Origin of the sequence: Citrobacter sp. MGH106, assembly GCF_001037495.1 — a bacterium.
In the GTDB taxonomy this organism is placed as follows: domain Bacteria; phylum Pseudomonadota; class Gammaproteobacteria; order Enterobacterales; family Enterobacteriaceae; genus Citrobacter; species Citrobacter murliniae.
This window is the reverse complement of record NZ_KQ089822.1, coordinates 594,846-617,993: the sequence shown is the minus strand read 5'-3', so window position 1 is coordinate 617,993 and position 23,148 is coordinate 594,846. Positions and strand designations below refer to the sequence as shown.

The 23,148-nt window shown below is 53.6% G+C and carries 22 protein-coding genes; 9 read left to right on the top strand and 13 right to left on the bottom strand.

What is annotated here, in order from left to right; translation table 11 throughout:
• Position 1 precedes the first annotated feature (1 nt).
• The 4 genes from srlD (at position 2) to gutQ (ending at position 3,040) form a co-directional block, all read left to right on the top strand.
• Complete coding sequence (gene srlD, locus SK36_RS02780; protein ID WP_045446635.1) at positions 2-781, top strand: sorbitol-6-phosphate dehydrogenase; 780 nt, start codon at positions 2-4, stop codon at positions 779-781.
• Positions 782-882: 101 nt separating this feature from the next.
• Positions 883-1,242 carry a transcriptional regulator GutM gene (gene gutM / locus SK36_RS02775; protein WP_048220697.1) on the top strand — a complete coding sequence of 120 codons (360 nt, stop codon included), beginning with the start codon at positions 883-885 and terminating at the stop codon, positions 1,240-1,242.
• Positions 1,243-1,308: 66 nt separating this feature from the next.
• Positions 1,309-2,082: a glucitol operon DNA-binding transcriptional repressor SrlR gene (srlR, locus tag SK36_RS02770; RefSeq protein ID WP_045449764.1), complete on the top strand. Its 774-nt coding sequence runs from the start codon at positions 1,309-1,311 to the stop codon at positions 2,080-2,082.
• Positions 2,075-3,040: an arabinose-5-phosphate isomerase GutQ gene (gutQ, locus tag SK36_RS02765; protein ID WP_045446641.1), complete on the top strand. Its 966-nt coding sequence runs from the start codon at positions 2,075-2,077 to the stop codon at positions 3,038-3,040. Before srlR ends, gutQ begins: the two co-directional genes overlap by 8 nt.
• Here the strand turns inward: gutQ and norR are convergent.
• Entirely contained in the window at positions 3,037-4,554 is a 1,518-nt protein-coding gene (gene norR / locus SK36_RS02760) for a nitric oxide reductase transcriptional regulator NorR (protein WP_048220695.1), read from the bottom strand. The genes gutQ and norR overlap by 4 nt on opposite strands.
• A gap of 186 nt (positions 4,555-4,740) precedes the next feature.
• Between norR and norV the strand changes: the two genes are divergently transcribed.
• Together norV and norW are read left to right on the top strand one after the other, a co-directional pair.
• Positions 4,741-6,189, top strand: coding sequence for an anaerobic nitric oxide reductase flavorubredoxin (gene norV / locus SK36_RS02755; protein ID WP_048222537.1), 1,449 nt, complete (start codon positions 4,741-4,743; stop codon positions 6,187-6,189).
• Positions 6,186-7,319 carry an NADH:flavorubredoxin reductase NorW gene (gene norW / locus SK36_RS02750; RefSeq protein ID WP_048220694.1) on the top strand — a complete coding sequence of 378 codons (1,134 nt, stop codon included), beginning with the start codon at positions 6,186-6,188 and terminating at the stop codon, positions 7,317-7,319. The genes norV and norW overlap by 4 nt, the downstream gene beginning before the upstream one ends.
• A gap of 111 nt (positions 7,320-7,430) precedes the next feature.
• On the opposite strand, the gene hypF is transcribed toward norW, so the two are convergent.
• The 3 genes from hypF to SK36_RS02735 all read right to left on the bottom strand — a co-directional run bounded on the left by hypF (position 7,431) and on the right by SK36_RS02735 (position 11,478).
• Complete coding sequence (gene hypF / locus SK36_RS02745; protein ID WP_048220693.1) at positions 7,431-9,671, bottom strand: carbamoyltransferase HypF; 2,241 nt, start codon at positions 9,669-9,671, stop codon at positions 7,431-7,433.
• Between the two features lie 102 nt (positions 9,672-9,773).
• Positions 9,774-10,319 carry an electron transport protein HydN gene (hydN, locus tag SK36_RS02740; protein WP_003037366.1) on the bottom strand — a complete coding sequence of 182 codons (546 nt, stop codon included), beginning with the start codon at positions 10,317-10,319 and terminating at the stop codon, positions 9,774-9,776.
• A gap of 145 nt (positions 10,320-10,464) precedes the next feature.
• On the bottom strand, positions 10,465-11,478 hold the full coding sequence (locus tag SK36_RS02735) for a LacI family DNA-binding transcriptional regulator (RefSeq protein WP_045446651.1): 1,014 nt from the start codon (positions 11,476-11,478) through the stop codon (positions 10,465-10,467).
• A 263-nt stretch (positions 11,479-11,741) separates the two neighbouring features.
• Between SK36_RS02735 and ascF the strand changes: the two genes are divergently transcribed.
• The 3 genes from ascF (at position 11,742) to SK36_RS02720 (ending at position 15,055) form a co-directional block, all read left to right on the top strand.
• Positions 11,742-13,196, top strand: coding sequence for a PTS cellobiose/arbutin/salicin transporter subunit IIBC (gene ascF, locus SK36_RS02730; RefSeq protein WP_048220692.1), 1,455 nt, complete (start codon positions 11,742-11,744; stop codon positions 13,194-13,196).
• Between the two features lie 22 nt (positions 13,197-13,218).
• Positions 13,219-14,643 carry a 6-phospho-beta-glucosidase gene (locus SK36_RS02725; RefSeq protein WP_048220691.1) on the top strand — a complete coding sequence of 475 codons (1,425 nt, stop codon included), beginning with the start codon at positions 13,219-13,221 and terminating at the stop codon, positions 14,641-14,643.
• A 172-nt stretch (positions 14,644-14,815) separates the two neighbouring features.
• The gene (locus tag SK36_RS02720) at positions 14,816-15,055 is read left to right on the top strand and encodes a SymE family type I addiction module toxin (RefSeq protein WP_045446659.1); all 240 of its coding nucleotides are present in this window, start codon (positions 14,816-14,818) and stop codon (positions 15,053-15,055) included.
• Positions 15,056-15,114: 59 nt separating this feature from the next.
• On the opposite strand, the gene hycI is transcribed toward SK36_RS02720, so the two are convergent.
• From hycI to hycA, 9 genes are all read right to left on the bottom strand, one after another.
• The gene (hycI, locus tag SK36_RS02715; RefSeq protein WP_048220690.1) at positions 15,115-15,585 is read right to left on the bottom strand and encodes a hydrogenase maturation peptidase HycI; all 471 of its coding nucleotides are present in this window, start codon (positions 15,583-15,585) and stop codon (positions 15,115-15,117) included.
• A complete protein-coding gene (locus SK36_RS02710) occupies positions 15,578-15,988 on the bottom strand; it encodes a formate hydrogenlyase maturation HycH family protein (RefSeq protein WP_003037385.1) in 411 nt (136 codons plus the stop codon). The genes hycI and SK36_RS02710 overlap by 8 nt, the downstream gene beginning before the upstream one ends.
• On the bottom strand, positions 15,985-16,752 hold the full coding sequence (hycG, locus tag SK36_RS02705) for a formate hydrogenlyase subunit HycG (protein ID WP_045446665.1): 768 nt from the start codon (positions 16,750-16,752) through the stop codon (positions 15,985-15,987). Before hycG ends, SK36_RS02710 begins: the two co-directional genes overlap by 4 nt.
• A complete protein-coding gene (hycF, locus tag SK36_RS02700; protein WP_045446668.1) occupies positions 16,752-17,294 on the bottom strand; it encodes a formate hydrogenlyase subunit HycF in 543 nt (180 codons plus the stop codon). The genes hycG and hycF overlap by 1 nt, the downstream gene beginning before the upstream one ends.
• Positions 17,295-17,303: 9 nt before the next feature.
• Positions 17,304-19,013 (bottom strand): formate hydrogenlyase subunit HycE, encoded by a 1,710-nt coding sequence (hycE, locus tag SK36_RS02695; RefSeq protein WP_045446672.1) that lies wholly within the window; start codon positions 19,011-19,013, stop codon positions 17,304-17,306.
• A 17-nt stretch (positions 19,014-19,030) separates the two neighbouring features.
• A complete protein-coding gene (locus SK36_RS02690; RefSeq protein ID WP_045446675.1) occupies positions 19,031-19,954 on the bottom strand; it encodes a respiratory chain complex I subunit 1 family protein in 924 nt (307 codons plus the stop codon).
• Between the two features lie 2 nt (positions 19,955-19,956).
• Positions 19,957-21,783, bottom strand: a complete 1,827-nt coding sequence (gene hycC / locus SK36_RS02685; RefSeq protein ID WP_048220689.1) for a formate hydrogenlyase subunit 3 — start codon at positions 21,781-21,783, stop codon at positions 19,957-19,959.
• The gene (hycB, locus tag SK36_RS02680; protein ID WP_045446680.1) at positions 21,780-22,391 is read right to left on the bottom strand and encodes a formate hydrogenlyase subunit HycB; all 612 of its coding nucleotides are present in this window, start codon (positions 22,389-22,391) and stop codon (positions 21,780-21,782) included. Before hycB ends, hycC begins: the two co-directional genes overlap by 4 nt.
• A 145-nt stretch (positions 22,392-22,536) precedes the next feature.
• On the bottom strand, positions 22,537-22,995 hold the full coding sequence (gene hycA, locus SK36_RS02675; RefSeq protein WP_045446683.1) for a formate hydrogenlyase regulator HycA: 459 nt from the start codon (positions 22,993-22,995) through the stop codon (positions 22,537-22,539).
• Between the last annotated feature and the right edge of the window lie 153 nt (positions 22,996-23,148).

The following is a 23,148-nucleotide window of genomic DNA, read 5'->3' as shown; positions in this document are numbered from 1 at the left end:
AATGAATCAAGTTGCCGTTGTCATTGGTGGAGGCCAGACTCTGGGTGCATTCCTTTGCCGTGGGCTTGCTACAGAAGGATACCGCGTTGCGGTGGTGGATATTCAAAGCGATAAAGCAGCGAATGTGGCACAGGAGATTAATGCGGAGTTTGGTGAGGGTACCGCTTACGGCTTTGGTGCCGACGCCACCAGCGAACAGAGCGTACTGGCGTTATCACGCGGAGTGGATGAAATATTCGGCCGCGCTGATCTGCTGGTTTACAGCGCGGGCATCGCCAAAGCAGCGTTCATCAGTGACTTTGAGCTTGGAGATTTTGATCGCTCTTTACAGGTGAACCTGGTCGGTTACTTCCTTTGTGCACGTGAATTCTCACGTCTGATGATCCGTGACGGCATTCAGGGCCGCATTATCCAGATCAACTCGAAATCAGGCAAAGTAGGCAGTAAACACAACTCCGGTTACAGCGCCGCTAAATTTGGCGGCGTGGGTTTAACCCAGTCGCTGGCGCTGGATCTGGCGGAATATGGTATTACCGTACATTCACTGATGCTTGGTAACTTGTTGAAATCACCGATGTTCCAGTCTTTATTACCGCAATATGCGACCAAACTCGGCCTCAAGCCGGATGAAGTGGAGCAGTATTACATTGATAAGGTTCCCCTCAAGCGCGGCTGCGATTATCAGGATGTGCTGAATATGCTGCTGTTTTATGCCAGCCCGAAAGCGTCTTACTGCACCGGGCAGTCCATTAATGTGACCGGTGGCCAGGTGATGTTTTAATGTTGAATTGCCGGATGGCGGTTCCACCTTATCCGGCCTACGCCCTCCCTGTAGGCCGGGTAAGCCCAGCGCCTCCCGGCACATAAGCAAGGAGCAATAACATGGTTTCTGCACTGATAACCGTCGCCGCCGTCGCCTGGTGCCTGCAGCTGGCGCTGGGGGGTTGGCAAATATCCCGCTTTAATCGCGCGTTCGATAAGCTCTGTCAGCAGGGAAGAGTCGGCGTAGGTCGTTCCGGTGGGCGCTTTAAACCGCGTGTAGTTGTCGCCATTGCGCTGGATGAGCAACAACGGGTAACCGATACTTTATTTATGAAAGGACTTACCGTATTCGCTAAGCCAATAAAAATTGCCACGATAATGGGTAAACATCTTGATGAATTACAGCCTGATGTGATCTTTCCCCATGATCCGCTCTCGCAGAATGCACTATCATTGGCGCTTAAACTGAAACATGGATAATTTCGTTGTGAATGCTAATAGCTTGCGAAATTATCATTTCGCAACCTATACAGGGTGATCATGCCTATGAAACCTCGTCAGCGTCAGGCTGCAATACTGGAGCATCTGCAAAAACAGGGGAAATGCTCGGTTGAAGAACTGGCACAATACTTTGACACTACCGGCACGACCATTCGCAAAGACCTGGTCATTCTGGAAAATGCCGGAACCGTCATTCGTACCTATGGCGGTGTAGTATTAAACAAAGACGAATCCGACCCGCCTATCGATCACAAAACGCTAATCAACACGCATAAGAAAGAGCAAATTGCCGAAGCCGCCGTACGATATATTCACGATGGCGACTCTATCATTCTTGATGCAGGCAGCACCGTTTTACAGATGGTGCCAATGCTCACCCGCTTTAGCAATATCACCGTCATGACCAACAGTCTGCACATTGTTAACGCCCTTTCGGAGCTGGACAATGAGCAAACCATCCTGATGCCAGGCGGTACGTTTCGCAAAAAATCTGCGTCATTTCACGGTCAGTTGGCAGAAAACGCCTTTGAGCAGTTCAGCTTTGATAAACTCTTCATGGGTACCGATGGCATTGACCTTAATGCCGGAGTGACCACCTTTAATGAGGTCTACACCGTCAGTAAAGCGATGTGCAATGCCGCTCGCGAAGTGATTCTGATGGCGGACTCATCAAAATTCGGGCGTAAAAGCCCCAATGTTGTGTGCAGTCTGGAAAGCGTCGACAAGCTGATTACCGATGCAGGCATCGATCCTGTATTTCGTCAGGCGCTGGAAGCAAAAGGGATTGAAGTGATCATAACCGGAGAAACCAATGAGTGATGCACTACTGAACGCGGGCCGTCAGACGTTAATGCTGGAACTACAGGAAGCCAGCCGACTGCCAGAACGTCTGGGCGATGATTTTGTCCGCGCCGCCAATACCATTATCCACTGCGAAGGCAAAGTCATTGTTTCCGGTATTGGCAAGTCTGGTCATATTGGCAAAAAAATCGCGGCGACTCTCGCCAGCACAGGCACCCCGGCCTTTTTTGTGCATCCTGCGGAAGCGCTGCACGGCGACTTAGGGATGATTGAAAGTCGCGATGTGATGCTGTTCATCTCTTACTCCGGTGGTGCAAAAGAGTTGGATCTCATTATTCCGCGCCTGGAGGACAAATCCGTCGCCCTGCTGGCGATGACAGGAAAACCGACCTCACCGTTGGGCCTGGCGGCAAAAGCCGTACTGGATATTTCGGTGGAGCGCGAAGCCTGCCCGATGCGCCTGGCGCCGACATCCAGCACCGTCAACACCCTGATGATGGGCGATGCGCTGGCAATTGCCGTGATGCAGGCGCGTGGTTTTAACGAAGAAGATTTTGCCCGTTCCCATCCGGCCGGTGCGTTGGGTGCACGTTTGTTAAATAAGGTGCACCACCTGATGCGTCGCGACGATGCCGTACCACAGGTCACGCTCACCACCAGCGTCATGGATGCCATGCTGGAACTGAGCCGTACCGGTCTGGGCCTGGTGGCGGTCTGCGACGAACAAGCGTTAGTGAAAGGCGTATTTACCGACGGTGACCTGCGCCGCTGGCTGGTCGGTGGCGGCGCGCTCACTACTCAGGTTAGCGAAGCGATGACCCCCAATGGCATTACGCTGCAGGCGCAAAGCCGCGCAATTGATGCCAAAGAGATCCTGATGAAGCGCAAAATTACCGCCGCACCGGTGGTGGACGAAAACGGCAAACTCACCGGCGCTATCAACCTGCAGGATTTCTACCAGGCAGGAATTATCTAATCCTTCAGTCCCAGACGTTTCGCCAACCGGTGCAGGTTGGCGACGTCGGTTTCCAGCGCTCGCGCGCTTGCCGCCCAGCTGTGGTTATTCTGCGCCAGTGCCCGGCGGATCATCTCCCGCTGAAATGATTCTGTTGCCTCACGCAGGTTATGAGCCTGCGGCATCTCTGCGATGACTTCGGCCTGCGGCGAATGAACATCTTCCTGTAAAGCAAAATGCTGTGCTTCCAGTACCACTTCATCCCCTGCCCTTGTCGCCCTTGCCAGCACCACTGCACGATGAATAGCATGCTCGAGTTCACGGACGTTTCCGGGCCAGCCGTAGTTCAGCAGATGAGTTCGTGCCCCAGGGCTGAGCACCACACGAGAAAGCCCCAGTCTTAGCCGACACTGTTCGCAAAAATACCCTGCCAGCAACACGACATCGTCACCGCGTTCACGCAGCGGCGGTACGGAAAGCGGGAAGACGCTCAGGCGATGGAACAAATCGGCACGGAAATTTCCGGCCAGCACTTCTTCACGTAAATCACGGTTAGTGGCCGCCAGCACACGGACATCCACACGCAGACTGCGATCGTCCCCGACGCGTTGAATATCCCCATACTGCAACACGCGCAGCAGCTTGGCCTGTAGCGCCAGTGACAGCTCGCCAATCTCATCCAGAAACAGCGTGCCGTTGTCTGCCATTTCAAACTTGCCGCTACGATTGCTGATGGCTCCGGTAAATGCCCCCTTCACGTGACCAAACAGCTCGCTTTCCGCCACACTTTCCGGCAACGCGGCACAGTTCAGATACACCAGCGGATTCACCGCGCGCGGTGAGCCCTCATGGATGGCTTTCGCCACCAGCTCTTTGCCTGTCCCCGTTTCACCGCTGATAAGCACGTTGAGATCAGAGCCTGCCACAATCTCAATTTCTTTTTTCAACTGCATCATATTGGGCGACAGGCCAATCATCTGCGTTTCAGTGACCTGCTCAAAGGCAGTTGACGAACCCGGCAGCATATTCTGGCTTTCCAGTTGTTCAATCAACAATGCATTGCTCAGCGCGCCCGCCGCCAGAGCGGCAATCAGGCGTAGTTCTTCATCGCTGAACACATCGAACTGGTCAGGTTCCATACCATCAAGCGTCAGCGCGCCTATCAGATTTTGTCCGGCAAACAGCGGCAACCCGATGCAGGCATGAACCTTCAGGCTTTCCTGACCCGGAATCAGCCCGTCGTATGGGTCGGGTAAATCGCTGTCGGCAGGAAAGCGCACGACATCGCCTGCACGGGCGATCGCTTCCAGACGCGGATGGCCCTCCAGCGTAAAACGCCTGCCGAGGACATCCTGTGCCAGCCCGTCAATTGCCAGGGGAATGAACTGTCGGGACTCGTAGCGCAGCAGCGCCGAAGCATCACACTCCAACACCTGGCGCAGGGTGGTAATCAGACGTTGAAAACGATCCTGATGCCCAATACCGCTTTGTAATTCAATGGCGATGCCCGCCAGGACATCAACTGAAAAGCTCATGACTACCTCATTGTCATTTTGACAATTCATATTGTCATATTGACAATAAATTAAATAGTCATTTTGACTACCATTTTTGGGGTATAAAAATTAAAACTTTATAAATCAAATAAATAAAAAACTGGCACGCAATCTGCAATAAGCAAAACATCTTTTTTGAAAAACGCTGAATTAATTGAGGTTGCTATGTCTATTCTGGTTAAAAATAACATTCATTGGGTTGGCCAACGTGACTGGGAAGTTCGTGATTTCCACGGAACCGAATACAAAACGCTGCGCGGCAGCAGCTACAACAGCTATCTCATCCGTGAAGAAAAAAATGTCCTGATCGATACAGTAGACCACAAGTTTAGCCGTGAATTCGTGCAAAATCTGCGCAGTGAAATTGACCTGGCGGATATTGACTACATCATCATTAACCATGCAGAAGAAGATCATGCCGGTGCGCTGACCGAACTGATGTCCTGCATTCCGGATACCCCGATTTACTGTACCAATAACGCCATTGATTCCATTACCGGACATCATCATCACCCGGAATGGAACTTCAACGTGGTTAAAACCGGCGACTCACTGGATATTGGTAACGGTAAGCAGTTGATCTTCGTAGAAACCCCGATGCTGCACTGGCCTGACAGCATGATGACCTACATGACCGGCGACGCCGTCCTGTTCAGTAACGACGCCTTCGGTCAGCATTACTGTGACGAACGTCTGTTTAACGACGAAGTGGACCAGACTGAACTGTTCGAACAGTGCCAACGCTACTATGCCAACATCCTGACGCCATTCAGCCGTCTGGTGACACCGAAAATCACCGAGATCCTCGGCTTTAATTTGCCGGTCGATATGATTGCCACCTCTCACGGTGTGGTATGGCGTGACAACCCAACACAGATCGTTGAACTGTATCTGAAATGGGCGGCAGATTATCAGGAAGATCGCATCACGATTTTCTACGACACCATGTCCAACAACACTCGCATGATGGCAGATGCTATTGCGCAAGGGATCAACGAAGTTGACCCAAATGTGGCGGTCAAAATCTTTAACGTCGCCCGTAGCGATAAGAACGAAATCCTGACCAACGTCTTCCGCTCCAAAGGCGTACTGGTCGGTACATCTACCATGAACAACGTGATGATGCCGAAAATCGCGGGTCTGGTTGAAGAGATGACAGGTCTGCGTTTTCGTAACAAACGCGCCAGCGCCTTTGGTTCACACGGCTGGAGCGGCGGCGCAGTAGACCGTCTGTCTACCCGTCTGCAGGACGCTGGTTTCGAAATGTCTCTGAGCCTGAAAGCGAAATGGCGTCCGGACCTGGATGCGCTGGAACTGTGCCGTCAGCACGGTCGTGAAATTGCACGTCAGTGGGCGCTTGCTCCGCTGCCGGAAGCCAATGTGAAAGCAACAACTAAAGAAGAAGAGTGCGCCTGTGCCGCCGCCGCTGCCGCCGATCTCGGACCTTGCATGCAGTGCAGCGTCTGCCAGTGGATCTACGATCCCGCTAAAGGCGAACCTTTACAAGATGTCGCACCGGGTACTCCGTGGAGCGACGTGCCGGATAACTTCCTGTGCCCGGAATGTTCATTAGGTAAAGATGTCTTCGACGTACTGGCAACGGAGGCAAAATGAGCCACGGAATTGTCATCATTGGTTCGGGCTTCGCCGCCCGCCAGTTAGTCAAAAATATCCGTAAACAGGATGCAACAGTCCCGTTGACGCTGATTGCCGCTGACAGCATGGACGAGTACAACAAACCCGATCTCAGCCACGTTATCAGCCAGGCACAGCGTGCCGATGACCTCACCCGCCAGTCGGCGGGGGAGTTCGCCGAACAGTTTACATTACGCTTATTCCCGCACACCTGGGTTACCGATATTGATGCCGACGCCCACGTAGTGAAAAGCCAGGACAAACAGTGGCAGTATGACAAACTGGTGCTGGCAACCGGGGCGTCAGCCTTTGTACCTCCGGTTACCGGACGTGAGTTAATGCTTACTCTTAACAGCCAACAGGAGTATCGCGCCTGTGAAACACAACTTCGTGACGCCCGGCGTGTTCTGATTGTCGGCGGTGGCTTAATTGGCAGCGAACTGGCAATGGATTTCTGTCGCGCCGGTAAAGCGGTGACGCTTATCGATAACGCCGCCAGTATTCTGGCTTCGTTAATGCCGCCGGAAGTGAGCAGCCGCTTGCAGCATCGCCTGACCGACATGGGTGTGCATTTGCTGCTGAAATCGCAATTACTGGAGCTGGAGAAAACCAGCACCGGTATTCGCGCCACGCTCGATCGTCACCGTAGCGTAGAAGTTGATGCGGTGATTGCGGCAACAGGTTTACGTCCTGAAACGGCGCTGGCGCGACGTGCTGGATTAACCATCAACCGTGGTGTTTGCGTCGACAGCTACCTGCAAACCAGTCATCCGGATATTTACGCCCTTGGCGACTGTGCGGAAATCAATGGTCAGGTGTTGCCGTTCCTGCAACCCATTCAGCTTAGCGCGATGTATCTGGCGAAAAATCTGCTCGGCGGCAACGCCCCGCTGAAACTGCCAGCCATGCTGGTAAAAATCAAAACGCCGGAGCTGCCATTACATCTGGCAGGGGAAACCCAGCGCCGGGATCTGAACTGGCACATTGCAGCGGAAGCACAAGGTATGGTCGCCAGAGGAACGAACAGCGAAGGCCAGTTATGCGCCTTCGTGGTCAGTGAGGACAGAATGAAGGAGGCTTTCGCTCTGTTGAAAACGCTGCCCGTGTAAACAATGTAGTGCCATCGCTTGATTTATTAACCTCACGCACACGGATGTGCGCTGCCACTTGTCGGTATGCCCCGACCTGTTTTTCTTGCCCCGCCAGTCCCGGGGCTTTTTTTATTTTTGTGTAAGCACCCGCGCCGCAGCAATTACGCCTTGTCCCAGCGATAATCCCCCATCTCCTGCCGGTAAACGCTGCGGAAACAGTAACGTAAAATCGGCCAGATAAAATGCCAGCCGCGACGACAGTAACCGGTTATGCATCACACCACCGCTGAATGCCAGCGTATAAATACCGCGAGAGACCGCCTGCTCGCGCATCAGCGTGGCAAACCCACGCGCCAGTGCATCATGGAAGGCCCAGGCGCGTTCCGGCGCTGTCGCCTGCCAGTTCAGCCACTGCTGCCAAAAAACAGCCAAATCGAGTTGATTAGCACTTACTGGAATCTTCACCGGATGCTCAACGCCCGCGCATTGTGAGGCCAGCGCCTCCAGCGTACAGGCGGCCTCACCTTCATAACTCAGCGATTCCGGCGCGCAATGGAGCGCTGCCGCAACGGCATCAAACAACCGCCCGCATGATGACGCCAGCGGAGCATTAATTCCCCGCTCAATGGCACGTGCCAGCACGCTCCAGTTTTGTTGTTGCAGTAACGCCGTTTCCGGGTAACGTTGCCAGTCAGGAACAAAACGCAGACACTGCGCCAACAGATTACGCCACGGCTGTTTAGCCGCGAGATCGCCACCAACCAGCGCTACGGGAGGCAAACCGCCGAGGTGTTCGCACTCACGATAATTAACCCGCAGACACTCGCCTCCCCACAACGCACCGTTTTCGCCCATACCGATACCATCCAGCGTCAGGGCAATAACATCCCCTCCATCCAGCGACCAGCCGTGCTCGGCAAGACTTGCAGCGGCGTGAGCATGATGATGCAGTACCGTTTCGGTTGGCAGGTTCATCTCACTGGCCCACTGGCTGGAAACGTAGCCAGGGTGCGCATCGCAGACGATACGCTGTGGCGTGAAATCATAAATGTTCTGGATCAGGTGCAGCGCATCACGCCACTGGTTTTGAATGCCATCGTCGCTGAGATCTCCCAGATGCTGGCTGATAACCGCCTGTTCGCCTCGCACCAGGCAGAAGGTATTTTTCAGATCAGCGCCTAAGCACAGTATGGGTGGCACATCGCGAAAACCTGGCGGTAGCGCCACAGCATCCGGTACGTAACCCCTGGAACGGCGCAGCATTTCCCCGCTATCACGCACGACGGAATCATCCATACGCTGGACGATTTCACGGTTATGCAGCAGAAAACCATCGGCAATCTCGCGCAAATCTTCCAGCGCTTGCGCATTGGTAATCGCAGGTGGTCTGCCGCTGAGGTTGCCGGAGGTCATCACCAGCGGGCCATTCATTTCCTGTAAAAGCAAATGCTGTAGCGGGTTGGCTGGCAGCATAACGCCGACTTCCATCAGCCCTGGCGCAATCCCCTCGCACAGCGAAACCACATATTGCTTATTCACCAGCACTATTGGCGCTGCGGGGGTGGCCAGTAAACGACGCGCAGACTCTGGTAGTCCATCATCACCAGGCAGCATTACCGCCAGCGGTTTGGCCGGGCGGTGTTTGCGCGTCCTGAGCATCGCCACCGCCTTGTCGTTGCGCGCGTCGCAAACCAGATGGAATCCACCAATCCCTTTGACGGCCACAATGCCACCTGCTTTCAGCAGTGTCACTGCCGACTGCAACGCGTCTTCTTTTTCCGCCCGAACGCCTGCGCTCAACCACTCAAGATGTGGACCGCACGCCGGACAGGCAACCGGCTGTGCATGGAAGCGGCGGTCATAGGGATCGCGGTATTCTTTATCGCACTGGAGACAAAGCGGAAATGACGCCATCACGGTAAATGGACGATCATATGGCATTGCACGAATAATCGTAAAACGCGGGCCGCAGTGGGTACAGTTGATAAAGGGGTAGCGATAGCGGCGTTCGCCGGGCGTATTCATTTCAACAAGACAGGCCGGACAAGTTGCGGCATCGGGCACGATTTGCGTATTCATCGTCCCGCCTGCGCTTTGACGTATCGAGAAATCAGCAGGCTGCTGCGGCCAGGCAAACGGCTCGCTCTCAACGCTGTCAATGCGAGCCAGCGGCGGGCAGTGTTGGTGCAGTTGGGCAATAAATACCGCCGGATCTTCCAGCATTCGCACAACCACACCATCACCGTCGTTACAGACGTCGCCATGCAATTCTAGCCGCTGCGCCAGTTGCCAGACAAAGGGACGAAATCCAACGCCCTGTACCTTACCGCGAATACGTAGCTGTACGCCGGAGTGGTGGTTTATTGTCATTATGAATTCCCGCGGTCATGTTTCCCTGAAATGCCCGTTTGCCGGATAAGCGAAACGCTATCCGGCAAAAATATCGCCTTATTTTACGCGGATTTTCGGGGATCAGAACAGCAAAGATGCGGTGGAATCCAGCGCCGCACGACGGCGTTTTTCTGCACTCAGTTGTTCAAGCTTATTGCGATCCACATAAATCAGGGCGTGAGTCGGACAAACTTCCATACAGGCGGGGCCAGCTTCGCGATGGTGGCACAGGTCGCACTTGTTGGCTTCGGCTTTCTCTGCACGTACGTTCAGACCCGCGCCGCTGTTGCGAACAACGGGACGAACAACGACTTCCATTGCGCCGTAAGGACAGGCCACAACGCAAGTTTTGCAACCAATGCAGCGTTCCTGCATTACGTGGACAAAACCTTTATCGCGGCTGATTGCACCGTTCGGGCAGACGTTAGCGCACGGCGCATCTTCACACTGACGGCACAGCGTCGCAGTGGAGACGTTAACGCCTTTGATCACGTGAATACGCGGTAAAAAGGTTTCAGGGGTCAGCGATGCGCAGTCCTGGTTATCCTGATGGGATACCACGCAGGCCACTTCACAGGTACGGCAACCAATGCATTTATTGGCGTCTGCAATGATGAAACGGTTCATCAATTTCTCCAGCAATGACAGAATATCAGCCGAAGCATTCACAAATCGTGCCAGATTTTAATACATTGTTATAAAAGGATTTTTATTTCCCAGTACGTGAAGGATATGTGTCATCGTCACTAGTGACGATGACTAACGACAGCGATCAACGCAAAACTGACGGCGCAACAGAGTCGCGAGGAATCAGCTCACCGGTGAAGGTTTTCGGTGGCGCAAAGTCCCCGCCGTCCAGCATAAAGATGAGGCGTCCAATCGTCTCCTGGATCATCTCAGTTACCGGTATTTTGACACTGGAAAGTGCCGGGATCGTGTATGGCGCAAGAGCGATATCATCAAAGCCGATAACCGACACCTGCGCAGGAACGTTAACACCCTGCTCGTGTAGTTGCTTCATGGCACCGATTGCCATGTCATCATTACTGGCCACCAGCGCGGTAAAATTCACGTTGCGTGAAAGCAAAGTATCTACCCCTGCAGCACCGCAAGCTGGAGTCCATTTTCCTTTAACAATCAGATCATTATTTAAGGAAATACCATGATGCGCCAGTGCGTCTTTGTAGCCTGAAAGACGCTCCACGCCGGTGGGAGAATCCATTGAACCAGTAATAAAACCAATTTCCTTATGCCCGGCGGCGATAAGCTGCGTTACGGCATTAAAGCTGGTTTGCTTTTGATCGCACCAGACACAGTGGCTGCTGTTTTTGCGCAGTCGTCGGTTAAGCACCATAATCGGCTGCGAGTGCGCATCAATAATATCGTCAATTTCATCGACGCTGAGAAAACGTGGGTAGATCATAATCGCATCACAACGCAGGTCGAGCAGGTACTGAATCGCCTGACGCTCTTCTTCAGCACTGTGTTTACCATCGGCAAGCAAAAGCTGGCGTCCCCTGTCCTCTGCCATCCGTGCGGTGTGAAACAACAATTCGCTAAAATAAACGCCATGATACAGGGTGTTGGTCACCACCAGCCCCAGCGTCTGAGTACTTTTCGCCGCCAGGTTTCGCGCCAGCAAATTGGGGCGATAACCGCTTTCTTCAATGGCCTGAAACACGCGATCTTTGGTCTCCTGGCTGACGTAGCCGTTCCCTGAAAGCACCCGGGAAACCGTCGCTTTCGACACGCCGGCACGCTTCGCCACCTCCAGCATCGTGGTCATATTACTCATCCCTTATCACTCAATGTGACGCAGTGTACTGCACCGTTTGGCTACTGTCCCCGCTGCTCAACCGCAGTACCCCATATCTGGTGATCGTAATCACATTTATAATAACCGATCAAAATTAAAGCTTGCTCATATTACAAAAAATAAACATGCTTTTATGAAACCGGTTTCCTAACACTGTTTCACCGACACAGAAATGAGACCAGAGTAAACGGCAAGACATAACGTACCCTACTGATAAAACAGGATTAAATTCGATGTCTAAGAATTATGCAGCGCTGGCGCGCTCCGTTGTGACGGCTCTGGGCGGCGTCGGGAATATCACCGCAGTGACGCACTGCATGACCCGATTACGTTTCGTTATCAAAGATGACTCACTGGTCGACAGCGCCACACTGAAAACACTCCCTGGCGTACTCGGTGTGGTGCGTAACGACAATCAATGTCAGGTGATCATTGGTAACACCGTTTCGCAAGCGTACCGTGAAGTCGTCAACCTGCTGCCTGGTGATATGCAACCTGCCGAGTCGGAAGTAAAACCTAAGCTGAGCCTGAAGCGTATTGGCGCAGGGATCCTCGATGCGCTGATCGGTACCATGTCGCCGCTGATCCCGGCGATTATTGGTGGATCGATGCTGAAATTGCTGGCGATGATCCTTGAGATGACCGGCATTCTGGAAAAAGGCTCCTCAACGCTGACCATCCTGACGGTGATAGGTGACGGCGCATTCTTCTTCCTGCCGCTGATGGTCGCTGCCTCGGCAGCCATTAAATTCAAAACCAATATGTCGCTGGCCATCGCCATTGCGGGCGTACTGGTGCATCCAAGCTTTATCGAGCTGATGGCGAAGGCCGCACAGGGTGAACACGTTGAGTTTGCGCTGATCCCTGTCACTGCGGTGAAATATACGTATACGGTGATCCCGGCGCTGGTCATGACCTGGTGCCTGTCGTATATCGAGCGTTGGGTGGATCGCATCACTCCGGCGGTGACGAAAAACTTCCTTAAACCGATGCTGATCGTCCTGATCGCCGCCCCACTCGCCATCGTACTCATTGGCCCGATCGGGATCTGGATCGGCAGCGCGATTTCGGCTCTGGTTTACACCATTCACGGTTATCTGGGCTGGCTCTCAGTCGCCATTATGGGCGCGCTGTGGCCGTTGCTGGTAATGACCGGCATGCATCGCGTCTTTACACCAACCATCATTCAGACCATCGCCGAGACCGGCAAAGAAGGCATGGTCATGCCATCTGAAATCGGCGCCAACCTGTCGCTGGGCGGCTCATCTTTAGCTGTGGCATGGAAAACCAAAAACCCGGAACTGCGCCAGACGGCGCTAGCGGCGGCAGCCTCCGCGATTATGGCGGGCATTTCCGAACCCGCGCTGTACGGTGTGGCGGTACGCCTGAAACGTCCACTGATTGCGAGTCTTATCAGTGGCTTTATCTGTGGAGCCGTTGCCGGAATGGCCGGGCTGGCAAGCCACTCGATGGCAGCACCAGGGCTATTCACCAGTGTACAGTTTTTCGATCCGGCCAATCCAATGACTATCGTCTGGGTATTTGGCGTAATGGCGCTGGCAGTTGTGCTGTCCTTTGTATTAACGCTACTTCTCGGCTTTGAGGATATTCCCGTCGAAGATGCAGCCGCACAGGCCAGAAAAAACCAGGCTACGCAACCGGGCAATATCAATGGAGCCAGCATCTGACTGGCCATAACTGAGGTTTACTATGTCTGTTTTTCCGCAAGGATTTTTATGGGGCGGCGCACTGGCCGCCAACCAGTCTGAAGGGGCATATCGGGAAGGCGGCAAAGGGCTGACTACCGTGGATATGATCCCACACGGCGCGCACCGGATGCCCGTCAAACTAGGTCAGGAAAAGCGCTTTCAGCTGCGGGATGACGAGTTTTATCCCAGCCATGATGCGATAGATTTCTATCATCGTTATCAGGAAGATATCGCCCTGATGGCGGAAATGGGATTTACGGTTTTTCGCACCTCAATTGCATGGAGCCGCCTCTACCCGAATGGGGACGAACTCACGCCGAATGAAGAAGGTATCGCTTTTTATCGCGCGGTATTCGCTGAATGCAAAAAATACGGTATTGAACCATTAGTTACCCTGTGTCACTTCGATGTACCAATGCACCTGGTGACCGAGTACGGCTCCTGGCGTAACCGCAAAATGGTGGAGTTCTTTACCCGTTACGCCCGTACCTGCTTCGAAGCCTTCGACGGTCTGGTGAAATACTGGCTGACGTTTAATGAAATCAACATCATGTTACACAGCCCTTTCTCAGGCGCAGGACTGGTGTTTGAAGACGGTGAAAATCAGGATCAGGTGAAATATCAGTCCGCGCACCACGAACTGATTGCCAGTGCACTGGCAACCAAAATTGCTCATGAAATCAACCCGCACAACCAGGTTGGTTGCATGCTGGCTGGCGGAAATTTTTATCCTTATTCATGCAAACCGGAAGATGTGTGGACCGCGCTGGAAAAAGACCGCGAAAACCTGTTTTTCATTGATGTCCAGGCGCGCGGAGCTTATCCCGCTTATTCGGCCCGGGTGTTTCGTGAAAAAGGCGTAGTGATAGAGAAAGCCCCGGAAGATGACGAGATCCTGAAAAATACCGTCGATTTTGTCTCTTTCAGCTATTACGCATCACGTTGCGCTTCGGCGGAAATGAATGCCGGCAATACCAGCGCCGCCAACGTAGTGAAATCGCTACGCAATCCCTACATTAAGGCCAGCGAATGGGGCTGGGGCATAGACCCGCTGGGTCTGCGTATCACCATGAACATGATGTATGACCGCTACCAGAAACCGCTATTTCTGGTGGAGAACGGGCTTGGGGCAAAAGATGAGATGGATGCCAGTGGCAACATCAATGATGACTATCGCATAAGCTATTTACGCGAACATATTCGCGCCATGTCTGACGCTATTGAAGATGGCGTACCGCTAATGGGTTATACCACCTGGGGGTGTATCGATCTGGTCTCCGCCTCAACCGGCGAGATGAGCAAACGCTACGGTTTTGTCTATGTGGACCGGGATGATGCAGGTAACGGGACGCTCGCACGGACACGTAAGAAGTCATTCTGGTGGTACAAAAAGGTCATAGCCAGCAATGGGGCAGACCTGGAGTAATCTACCTGCCGGAGGGTTCTGCCACCTTCCGGCATTGCTTTACATCTTCATTTCATTCATTGCATTTCAAATGTGGAATCATCCTTCCAGTTTCAGGTTTGCCCCCGCGCTTTTTTACTGTCATTTTATTCAGTAGTTTTTAATCTTAACCCTCCGCCACAAGGAATGGCTCATGTCTGATGAAAATGGCAAAACAGCAGTGGTTATCACCAAACCCGTACGTCGTTTAAAAGTAGGTTATGTCAGAAAGCGGTACGAGGATCGTCACACCGGGTTCACGCTACGTATCAGCAGGCATGCCTCATTAACGCTGAACGGTGACTGGCTTGAACAGGCAGGGTTCCCTACCGGCACAGCGGTAAATGTTTCGGTAATGCAGGGGAAATTAATTATTGAGCAGGCAACGGAGTAACAACCGGCGCAGGCGAGATAAACAGGCCGGATGCGGCAAACATCCGGCACTGATACGGTTTACTCTTCAGGTGCTTCTAACTCCGAAAATCCACCATGGCCTTCCCACCCGGCTAATCGTTGATAGACGGTTTCAACCGCCTCTTTGATCGGCTGCGTCATCGGGTAATAAAAGCCAACGATGTCCGGCTGAATACCGAGGAAAATCACCTCGCCGACATCCTCTTTCAGTTGATCAACCAGGTAGTTCAGCGGCATGTTGTGCGTGGTCATCATGAACATCTCGGCAATATCATCAGGATCGATAATGCGGATTTCACCAGGATTCAGCCCCATATCGGTAGCATCGACAATCAGCAAACGCGCCGGGCGCAGCTCGCGGATTGCCACAATATCATTCTCCGGGGCACTGCCACCGTCGATAACCACCCAGCTACCTTTAGGTTCCGCAGCACACATTTCCGCCAGCAGCGGACCCGCGCCATCATCCCCCATCATGCTATTACCGACACACAATAAAACGTCAGTCACGGTGTCTCCTCACCATCAGATAGATGGCGCTTTCCTGATGAATATCATGGAGCATACTGAGCATGAGCTTGCTCCATTCCTGCTGCTGTGGAGTTTGTACGGCGCGCGCGTCATCAAACGCACGCGCCAGCATCTGTACATGGTTAAAATCGATGACGATCTCGCCGTACTTCGGCACGCCTTCCATTTTGCGGCGGGCTTCGCTTCCTTCGGCAAGCGTCGCAATCCACGCCAGATACTCATCCCACGGACAGGTTAACGCCGCTTCCAGGCAATCGATGATGCCTAAGTGATGGCCAATCGCCAGGCTGTAATAGACAACCTGCTGCGCCTCGGCGGGCGTCGCATCGTTCTCATCAATAAACTTACGGCTCAGTTGACTGAACACCACCGTTTCACTCATCGGATACGCGCCTCTTCAACTACATGGTTAAGATGAGTAACGATCTCGGTCAGACGCGGATCGTTTTCCGCTTCCAGCCAGCGCGCCACCTGATTTTCGCCCTGCCCTAACTGCGTCATATAATCATCGGCAATCTGGCGACCATAGCGATAACCCGCCAGACGACGCGCTTCACGATCCACCTTCACACGCAGAGGCTGTATCATATCCGGGTGCAGAATTTCAGCTGGTTGTTCGTCCAGTTCACCCGGTGCACGCGCGTGAATTTTCTGCTCCAGCAGGCCCAGCGCCATCGCAAAGCCGTACAGCGTCGCCGCAGGCGTCGGCGGACAACCAGGGATGTAAACATCCACTGGTACGATTTTGTCGGTGCCGCCCCATACGCAGTATAAGTCGTGGAAGATGCCACCACTGTTACCGCAGGCTCCGTAGGAGATACAGATTTTCGGATCTGGCGCTGATTGCCAGGCACGCAGCGCCGGAGAGCGCATCGCGCGGGTTACCGCGCCGGTAAACAACAGGATATCCGCATGGCGCGGTGACGGAACAACTTTGATACCGAAACGTTCGGCATCAAACAGCGGGGACAAGGTAGCAAAAATTTCGATTTCGCAACCGTTGCAGCCACCGCAGTCAACACGATAGACGTAAGCAGAACGCTTGATGCTTTTCAGCAGCGACGCTTTCATGCTGGCAATAGATTCATCTACCGTCATCGGTACCGGAATACCGTTGGCATCACGTGGGCCTAATAAATTGCTCATCAGCTGGCCTCTTTCATATGGCGAGTCAGTTCAATACGGTCAGACGGCACCAGGCATTTCTGGCGTTTACAGTCCGGGCAGGTCTCAAAGCTTTCACGGTGATTTTCCGCACGGCTATCACCGTTATGCTTCAGCAGTGCAATGGCGTAATCAATCTCTTTTTGCACCGCAAAAGGACGGTTACATACGCGGCAATTGCACAGCGCAAAGCGAGACTGCTGCAGGAAATCTTCTTTCTTCCACACCGCCAGCTCATATTCCTGAGACAGTTTGATCGCCGCCGTCGGGCAGACTTCTTCACAACGGCCACAGAAGATGCAGCGACCAAGGTTGAATTGCCAGGCCAGTTCATTGGTGACCAGATCGGTTTCAACCGTCAGCGCGTTTGACGGGCACGCATTCACACAGGCTGCGCAGCCAATACACTGCTGCGGATTATGCTCCGGCTTACCACGGAAGTTTTTATCGACCGCGATCGGCTCCAGCGGATACGACGACGTCGGTGCACCGGTTTTGATGACTTTTTTGATAAAGGTAAACATGGCGATTCCTTATTTCAGCGGCGAGTTTTTACGCTCGATGCTGTAGCGCTCAAGTTCTTTGTACGGCACGACTTTGCTTTTCTTCTTACGCACATCAACCACGGTCATACGGTCAGTACAGGAGTAGCAAGGATCGAGGCTACCGATAATCAGCGGGGCGTCGGAAACCGTGTTACCACGCAGCATATAACGCAGCGTCGGCCAGTTAGCGTAGGTGGCCGCACGGCAACGCCAGCGGTACAGTTTCTGGTTGTCGCCGGTCATGCTCCAGTGGATATCATCCCCACGCGGCGCTTCCGCAAAGCCCAGCGCGAAACGGTGTGGAATATAGGTAAAACCTTCCACCATCAGCGGCCCGCCAGGCAGGTTATCCAGACCAAAGTCGATCATATTCAGCGCGGTATAGACTTCATTGATGCGGACTTTCAGACGAGAAATGACGTCACAGCCCTGCTCGCTGTGAACTTCCATCGGCAGCAGACCGTAACCCACAAACGGGTGATCTGCGCGGGTATCACGCGCGTGACCGCTGGCGCGAACCATCGGGCCAACGTTACTGAAGTCACGGGCAATTTCCGGATCCAGACGGCCAATCCCGACGGTACGCTGTTCCATGTTCGGCGTACTCAACAGCATATCAACCAGTTCCTGCACGTCACGACGCATCTGTTGCGCCAGTTGACGAGTCTGGATCATGTCCTCTTTCAGCAGGTCGCGACGGATCCCTCCGATCAGGTTCAGACCGTAAGTTTTACGCGCACCGGTGAGGATCTCTGCCATTTTCATTGACGTTTCACGTACGCGGAAGAACTGCATAAAGCCGGAGTCGAAACCGGTGAAGTGGCACGCCAGCCCCAGGTTCAGCAGGTGAGAGTGCAGACGCTCAACTTCCAGCAGAATAGCGCGGATCATCTGCGCACGCTCCGGTACTACGATACCCATCGCATTCTCAACGGAGGTGGTGTACGCGGTGCTGTGGGCAAAACCACAGATGCCGCACACGCGATCCGACAGGAAAGTCACTTCGTTATAACCCATGCGGGTTTCTGCCAGTTTTTCCATGCCACGGTGGACATAGAACAAGCGGTAGTCGGCGTCGATAATGTTTTCGCCGTCAACGAACAGACGGAAGTGACCCGGTTCATCGGAGGTCACGTGCAGCGGGCCAATAGGCACTACATTATTTTTCTTGTCGCCCAGTTCGTTGATGAACTCATAGGTTTCAGCATCGGTAGTCGGCGCCGGACGTTGACGGTAATCCATGCTGTCTTTACGCAGCGGATAGAGTTCGTCCGGCCAGTCATCCGGTAGCACAAGACGACGTTCGTCCGGCAGCCCCACCGGGATCAAACCGTACATGTCACGCACTTCACGTTCGCCCCAGACGGCAGCCGGTACGCGTGGCGTGACAGACGGGAATTCCAGTTTATTGGCGTCAACTTCTACGCGAACGGTTATCCAGCATTTAGTGCCCTGCTCCATCGACAAGACATAATACACCGCGTAATGGCCGCACAGCTGGCGTTCGTCGTTACCAAACAACACGGACAACCATCCGCCCTGTTTGTAATAAAGGAACTCCACCACTTCCGGCAGGTAGTTTACCTTCACGGTGATGGTCAGCTGATCTTTGGTCTGCCAGGCTTCGTCCAGTACGACGCCAGGGAAAGCCTGGTGCAGTGCAGCAAGGTATTGTTGACCTAATTTTTCTTCAGACATGCTCAAACTCTCTTAAATCACGCCACCAGCAAGGAGACGAACGCTAAAAACGCAAACCCAAAACCGGCCCAGGTCACGCGTGAAGTGGCGCAAAAACGCAGACGCGCCATGCTGTTTTCAAACAGGGCGATGACCAGCACGCCGAGGATCAGCTTTACGACGGCTATCACCAGTGCCAGCAGCAGTCCACCCGCAGTAAAGGTTTCCATCTGTCCCCACGGCAGGAACACGCCGACAAACATTTGCAAAACGACCAGTTGTTTGAGGCTGATACCCCATTTCAGCACCGCAAAACCGCTGCCGCTGTATTCAGTCAGCGGACCTTCCTGTAGCTCCTGCTCGGCTTCTGCCAGGTCGAACGGCAGTTTGCCCATTTCGATAAAGGTGGCGAAAGCACAGGCGCATAGCGCCAGGATCAGCGGGATGCTGCGCGCCGCAGGCCAGTGATAAACGGTGTCAGCGATATTGCTTATATGGGTTGAACCGGCAACCTGCGCTGCGACCCACAAACCCAGCAGCAGAATCGGCTCAACCAGTACGCCGAGCATCGCTTCACGGCTGGCGCCGATCGCGGTGAACGGGCTACCGGTATCCAGCCCCGCAATAGAGAAGAAGAAACGGGCGATGGCGAACAGGTAAATTAACGTGATCAAATCACCCAGTTGCGGCAGCGGAGAACCTACCGTCACTACCGGCAATGCGGTAGCGATAGTCAGCATGACGCCGACCATCACAAATGGTGTCAGGCGAAAGACCCAACTGGAATCCGCAGGCGCAATGCTCTGACGCCCCAGCAGTTTGATAATGTCACGGTACTCCTGCAAAACACCCGGACCACGGCGATTGTGCAAACGTGCACGCGCCACGCGGGTAATGCCGGACAGCAGCGGCGCAACGGCAAACAGCACCAGCGCCTGAATTAACGGATATAAAACACTCATTCTCAGGCTCCTCGTGAAACCACAATCACCACCAGCACCGCCAGCTCAATCAATGCCAGGCGACGGAACAGAACCGGTGCAGCCGCATTCTGCCAGCCCGGAACCAGTGACACCGGGTTAAGCCATTTACGCAGTTTCAGTACCGGAGCAAAGGCTTCTTTAACCGGCATAGCAAAGCCATGCGCGGTGATCACCATTGACTGCTCATGATCGTAACCACATACCCAGGCGGAACCGCGCGAACGCGACGGCAGACGGTTGCCTTTGAAAATCGCCATGATAATGAACGGCAGCAGCGGACAGGCAATCAGCAACAGGGTGATCATTGGTTGGGAAACGGTCGTGTTCGCGGTTTCCAGCGGCAGTGGCACAGCTGAAGAGATAAGTGGCAGCAACCATGGTGCGGCAACGCCGCCAATCACACAGCAGACTGCCAGCGCAACCACGCTCACCCCCATCAGGATCGGTGCGCAACAGGCGTTTTCAGCTTCCTTCGTACGCGGTGCGCCAAGGAACGTTACGCCATAGACTTTCGCCATACACATCACAGCCAGCGCGCCGGTAATCGCCAGCCCGACCGCCAGCAACGGACCTAACAGACGGCCGATAAACGCTCCGCTGTTACCCAGCTTGAAGAAGGATTGATAGATGACCCATTCACCGGCAAACCCGTTCAGTGGCGGCAGCGCGGCCATCGCCATCAGACCAACCAGCATCGCCAGGGAAATCACCGGCATGCGCTTACCGATACCGCCCAGTTTTTCGATATCACGATGACCAGTACGGAACCAGATGCTGCCAGCCCCCAGGAACAGGACGCTTTTGAACAGACTGTGGTTCACCAGATGATACAAACCGCCGGTCAGACCAAGTGCAATCAGCGCCGGTTGATTAAGGGAAATGCCGGTCACGCCGGCACCCAGCCCCAGCAGAATAATGCCGATGTTTTCCAGCGTGTGGTACGCCAGCAGACGTTGAATGTTGTGCTCCATCAACGCATACAGACCGCCAACAAATGCGGTGATCATCCCCAGTACCAACAGGGTAATGCCCCACCACAGCGGTGCATTACCGCCCAGCAGCGACAGGGACAGAATGCCCAACAGGCCAACCTTCATTACCACGGTAGAGAACAGCGCCGCAGCAGGTGCGCTGGCGTTGGCATGTGCCTGTGGCACCCAACCGTGCAGCGGGATAATCCCGGCCAGCAAACCAAAACCGGCAACGCCCAGCAGCCAGATGTCAGAGCCGAGCGGCAATTCCTGGGTGCGAAGGTCGAGCAGACGCAGTTCGAGCGTGCCGTAGCGTTGCCATACCAGATAGCAAGCGACCGCCAGCAGCAGCGTACCGATTCGGCCCAGAGCAAACCACAGTTTGCCCTCTTTACTGCAACTGGTCAGGAACACCGCACACAACGCCATGATTTCAGCCATCACCACCAGCGTACCGAGGTTGCTGGCAACCACTGCACACACGGCCGCAGCCATCAGCAGATTCACCAACAAACCGTTGGCTTTAACCTGTGGATGACGATGCCAGTCGATGTTGTACAGGCTGACAAACAGGCCGCACAGACCCAGTGTGATAAGCCAGATTGCGTTCAGTGGAGTTATTTGCATGCTGTGACCGATAAACGGTATCACGCTGCTGACCGCCAGCGCATTGGTCAGCACGGTGAAACCCGCTGCCGCCGTACACAGGCTGCCGACTGCTCCACCAACACCGGCAATCCAGCCGCTTAGCGCTTTATGAAATGAAAACAGAAATGCCAGAACCGCCGCAGCCGTAAACCAGGCCACGCCGCTGTTAATCAGTGAAATTGCGCTCATTTTGCATCCCCACTCTGAGCCTGCTGAAACAAGGTGAGATCGCCGAAATCGGTATTAAAAGTCAGCTCACGCTTACGTTTGCTGGCGCGAGCGATATCTGTATTGCTCACCAGGTGCAGGGCTTTCGTCGGGCACATACGTACACAAGCCGGACCTTGTTCATCAAAGCTACACAGGTCGCATTTCACCGCAATGGCACGAATACCTGGAACCCAGTCCAGCAGCGTGCTGACGCGAGCCGGTGCAGGTGGAGCCGGAGGGGCTTTTGAGGTATTCGCGTTCGCCGGGATGTGCAGTGGACGACTGCCGGAAAACTCAATGGCGCCAAACGGACAGGCGATCCCACACAATTTGCAGCTTACGCACAGGCTTTCATTTAGCTGTACGGCGCCGTCGACACGGTTAATCGCATTGACCGGGCAAACGGTGGCACAAGGTGCATCTTCACAATGGTGGCAAAGCTGCGGTGCAGATTCTTTTTCATTTAGCATCACTTTCAGGCGCGGCATTGACTGCAGGCCATGCTGGCGATGCGTCTCTGAGCAGGCGGCTTCACAGGTGTGGCAGCCAATACAAAGAGTGGAGTCAGCAATTACAAAACGATTCACCAGGCATTCCTCAGGTGATAGTCATTTTTGACGAAAACATGTTTATCAAATGTCATTTTCGACATTTTTCGACATGTCCATTCCCTAAAATGTCGTGATACAGCGTAAAAATCTCATCACGACTCAAGCGAGCATCACCCGAGGCTTATGCCGGGTTATGTCCTTCTACCAGTTGGCTTAAATTTACCGGCATATTGTTTTCAACCGCGGTGTACAGGCTGTCGTAGACTCTGGCGATTTTTTCGAGATAGTGCTCCAGCACCTGCTCGCGATCGCGGTTGCTAATGCGGTCATCAACTTTGCCGTCAATGGTCAACTGTGCCTGTGCAATCAGTTGCTTATCATCACCGTCTTTGGTTTCAACGTAGTACTCGATGGTATGGCTGTTAAAGCCGTCCGCCAGCGTGACGTAGATAGTGAAGTGTTCAAAAAGGACAAAGCACAGATCTTTGTCCGGCGCACAGCTCATTGCATGATGCAAACGCGCTTTCGACAGGGTGATCCCCTGTACCAGCGAGTTGCAGTAAATACGCCACTGGTCCTGTAGGCGACGGTGCCGTTCAGCGATGTAATCGGCTTTTTCGCTTATTTCCCAAATAGTCATGTCAGGTTACCCGTTTAGCAGAGACTAACTGCCTTAAGCATATTTCATGCCAACATTAAAACTCTTTATTTTCATTAAGATACAAAAACAAGCATGCATGACGACATGTCATTTCGTCATCGTCGTCATTGTCACGAGAGGAAAAATTCAACC

What these genes read in the sequence shown, in the direction of transcription:
- srlD (WP_045446635.1), top strand. Translation starts at nt 2, where the DNA reads ATGAATCAAGTTGCCGTTGTCATTGGTGGAGGCCAGACTCTGGGTGCA.
- gutM (WP_048220697.1), top strand. Translation starts at nt 883, where the DNA reads ATGGTTTCTGCACTGATAACCGTCGCCGCCGTCGCCTGGTGCCTGCAG.
- srlR (WP_045449764.1), top strand. Translation starts at nt 1,309, where the DNA reads ATGAAACCTCGTCAGCGTCAGGCTGCAATACTGGAGCATCTGCAAAAA.
- gutQ (WP_045446641.1), top strand. Translation starts at nt 2,075, where the DNA reads ATGAGTGATGCACTACTGAACGCGGGCCGTCAGACGTTAATGCTGGAA.
- norR (WP_048220695.1), bottom strand. Translation starts at nt 4,554, where the DNA reads ATGAGCTTTTCAGTTGATGTCCTGGCGGGCATCGCCATTGAATTACAA.
- norV (WP_048222537.1), top strand. Translation starts at nt 4,741, where the DNA reads ATGTCTATTCTGGTTAAAAATAACATTCATTGGGTTGGCCAACGTGAC.
- norW (WP_048220694.1), top strand. Translation starts at nt 6,186, where the DNA reads ATGAGCCACGGAATTGTCATCATTGGTTCGGGCTTCGCCGCCCGCCAG.
- hypF (WP_048220693.1), bottom strand. Translation starts at nt 9,671, where the DNA reads ATGACAATAAACCACCACTCCGGCGTACAGCTACGTATTCGCGGTAAG.
- hydN (WP_003037366.1), bottom strand. Translation starts at nt 10,319, where the DNA reads ATGAACCGTTTCATCATTGCAGACGCCAATAAATGCATTGGTTGCCGT.
- SK36_RS02735 (WP_045446651.1), bottom strand. Translation starts at nt 11,478, where the DNA reads ATGACCACGATGCTGGAGGTGGCGAAGCGTGCCGGCGTGTCGAAAGCG.
- ascF (WP_048220692.1), top strand. Translation starts at nt 11,742, where the DNA reads ATGTCTAAGAATTATGCAGCGCTGGCGCGCTCCGTTGTGACGGCTCTG.
- SK36_RS02725 (WP_048220691.1), top strand. Translation starts at nt 13,219, where the DNA reads ATGTCTGTTTTTCCGCAAGGATTTTTATGGGGCGGCGCACTGGCCGCC.
- SK36_RS02720 (WP_045446659.1), top strand. Translation starts at nt 14,816, where the DNA reads ATGTCTGATGAAAATGGCAAAACAGCAGTGGTTATCACCAAACCCGTA.
- SK36_RS02710 (WP_003037385.1), bottom strand. Translation starts at nt 15,988, where the DNA reads ATGAGTGAAACGGTGGTGTTCAGTCAACTGAGCCGTAAGTTTATTGAT.
- hycG (WP_045446665.1), bottom strand. Translation starts at nt 16,752, where the DNA reads ATGAGCAATTTATTAGGCCCACGTGATGCCAACGGTATTCCGGTACCG.
- hycF (WP_045446668.1), bottom strand. Translation starts at nt 17,294, where the DNA reads ATGTTTACCTTTATCAAAAAAGTCATCAAAACCGGTGCACCGACGTCG.
- hycE (WP_045446672.1), bottom strand. Translation starts at nt 19,013, where the DNA reads ATGTCTGAAGAAAAATTAGGTCAACAATACCTTGCTGCACTGCACCAG.
- SK36_RS02690 (WP_045446675.1), bottom strand. Translation starts at nt 19,954, where the DNA reads ATGAGTGTTTTATATCCGTTAATTCAGGCGCTGGTGCTGTTTGCCGTT.
- hycC (WP_048220689.1), bottom strand. Translation starts at nt 21,783, where the DNA reads ATGAGCGCAATTTCACTGATTAACAGCGGCGTGGCCTGGTTTACGGCT.
- hycA (WP_045446683.1), bottom strand. Translation starts at nt 22,995, where the DNA reads ATGACTATTTGGGAAATAAGCGAAAAAGCCGATTACATCGCTGAACGG.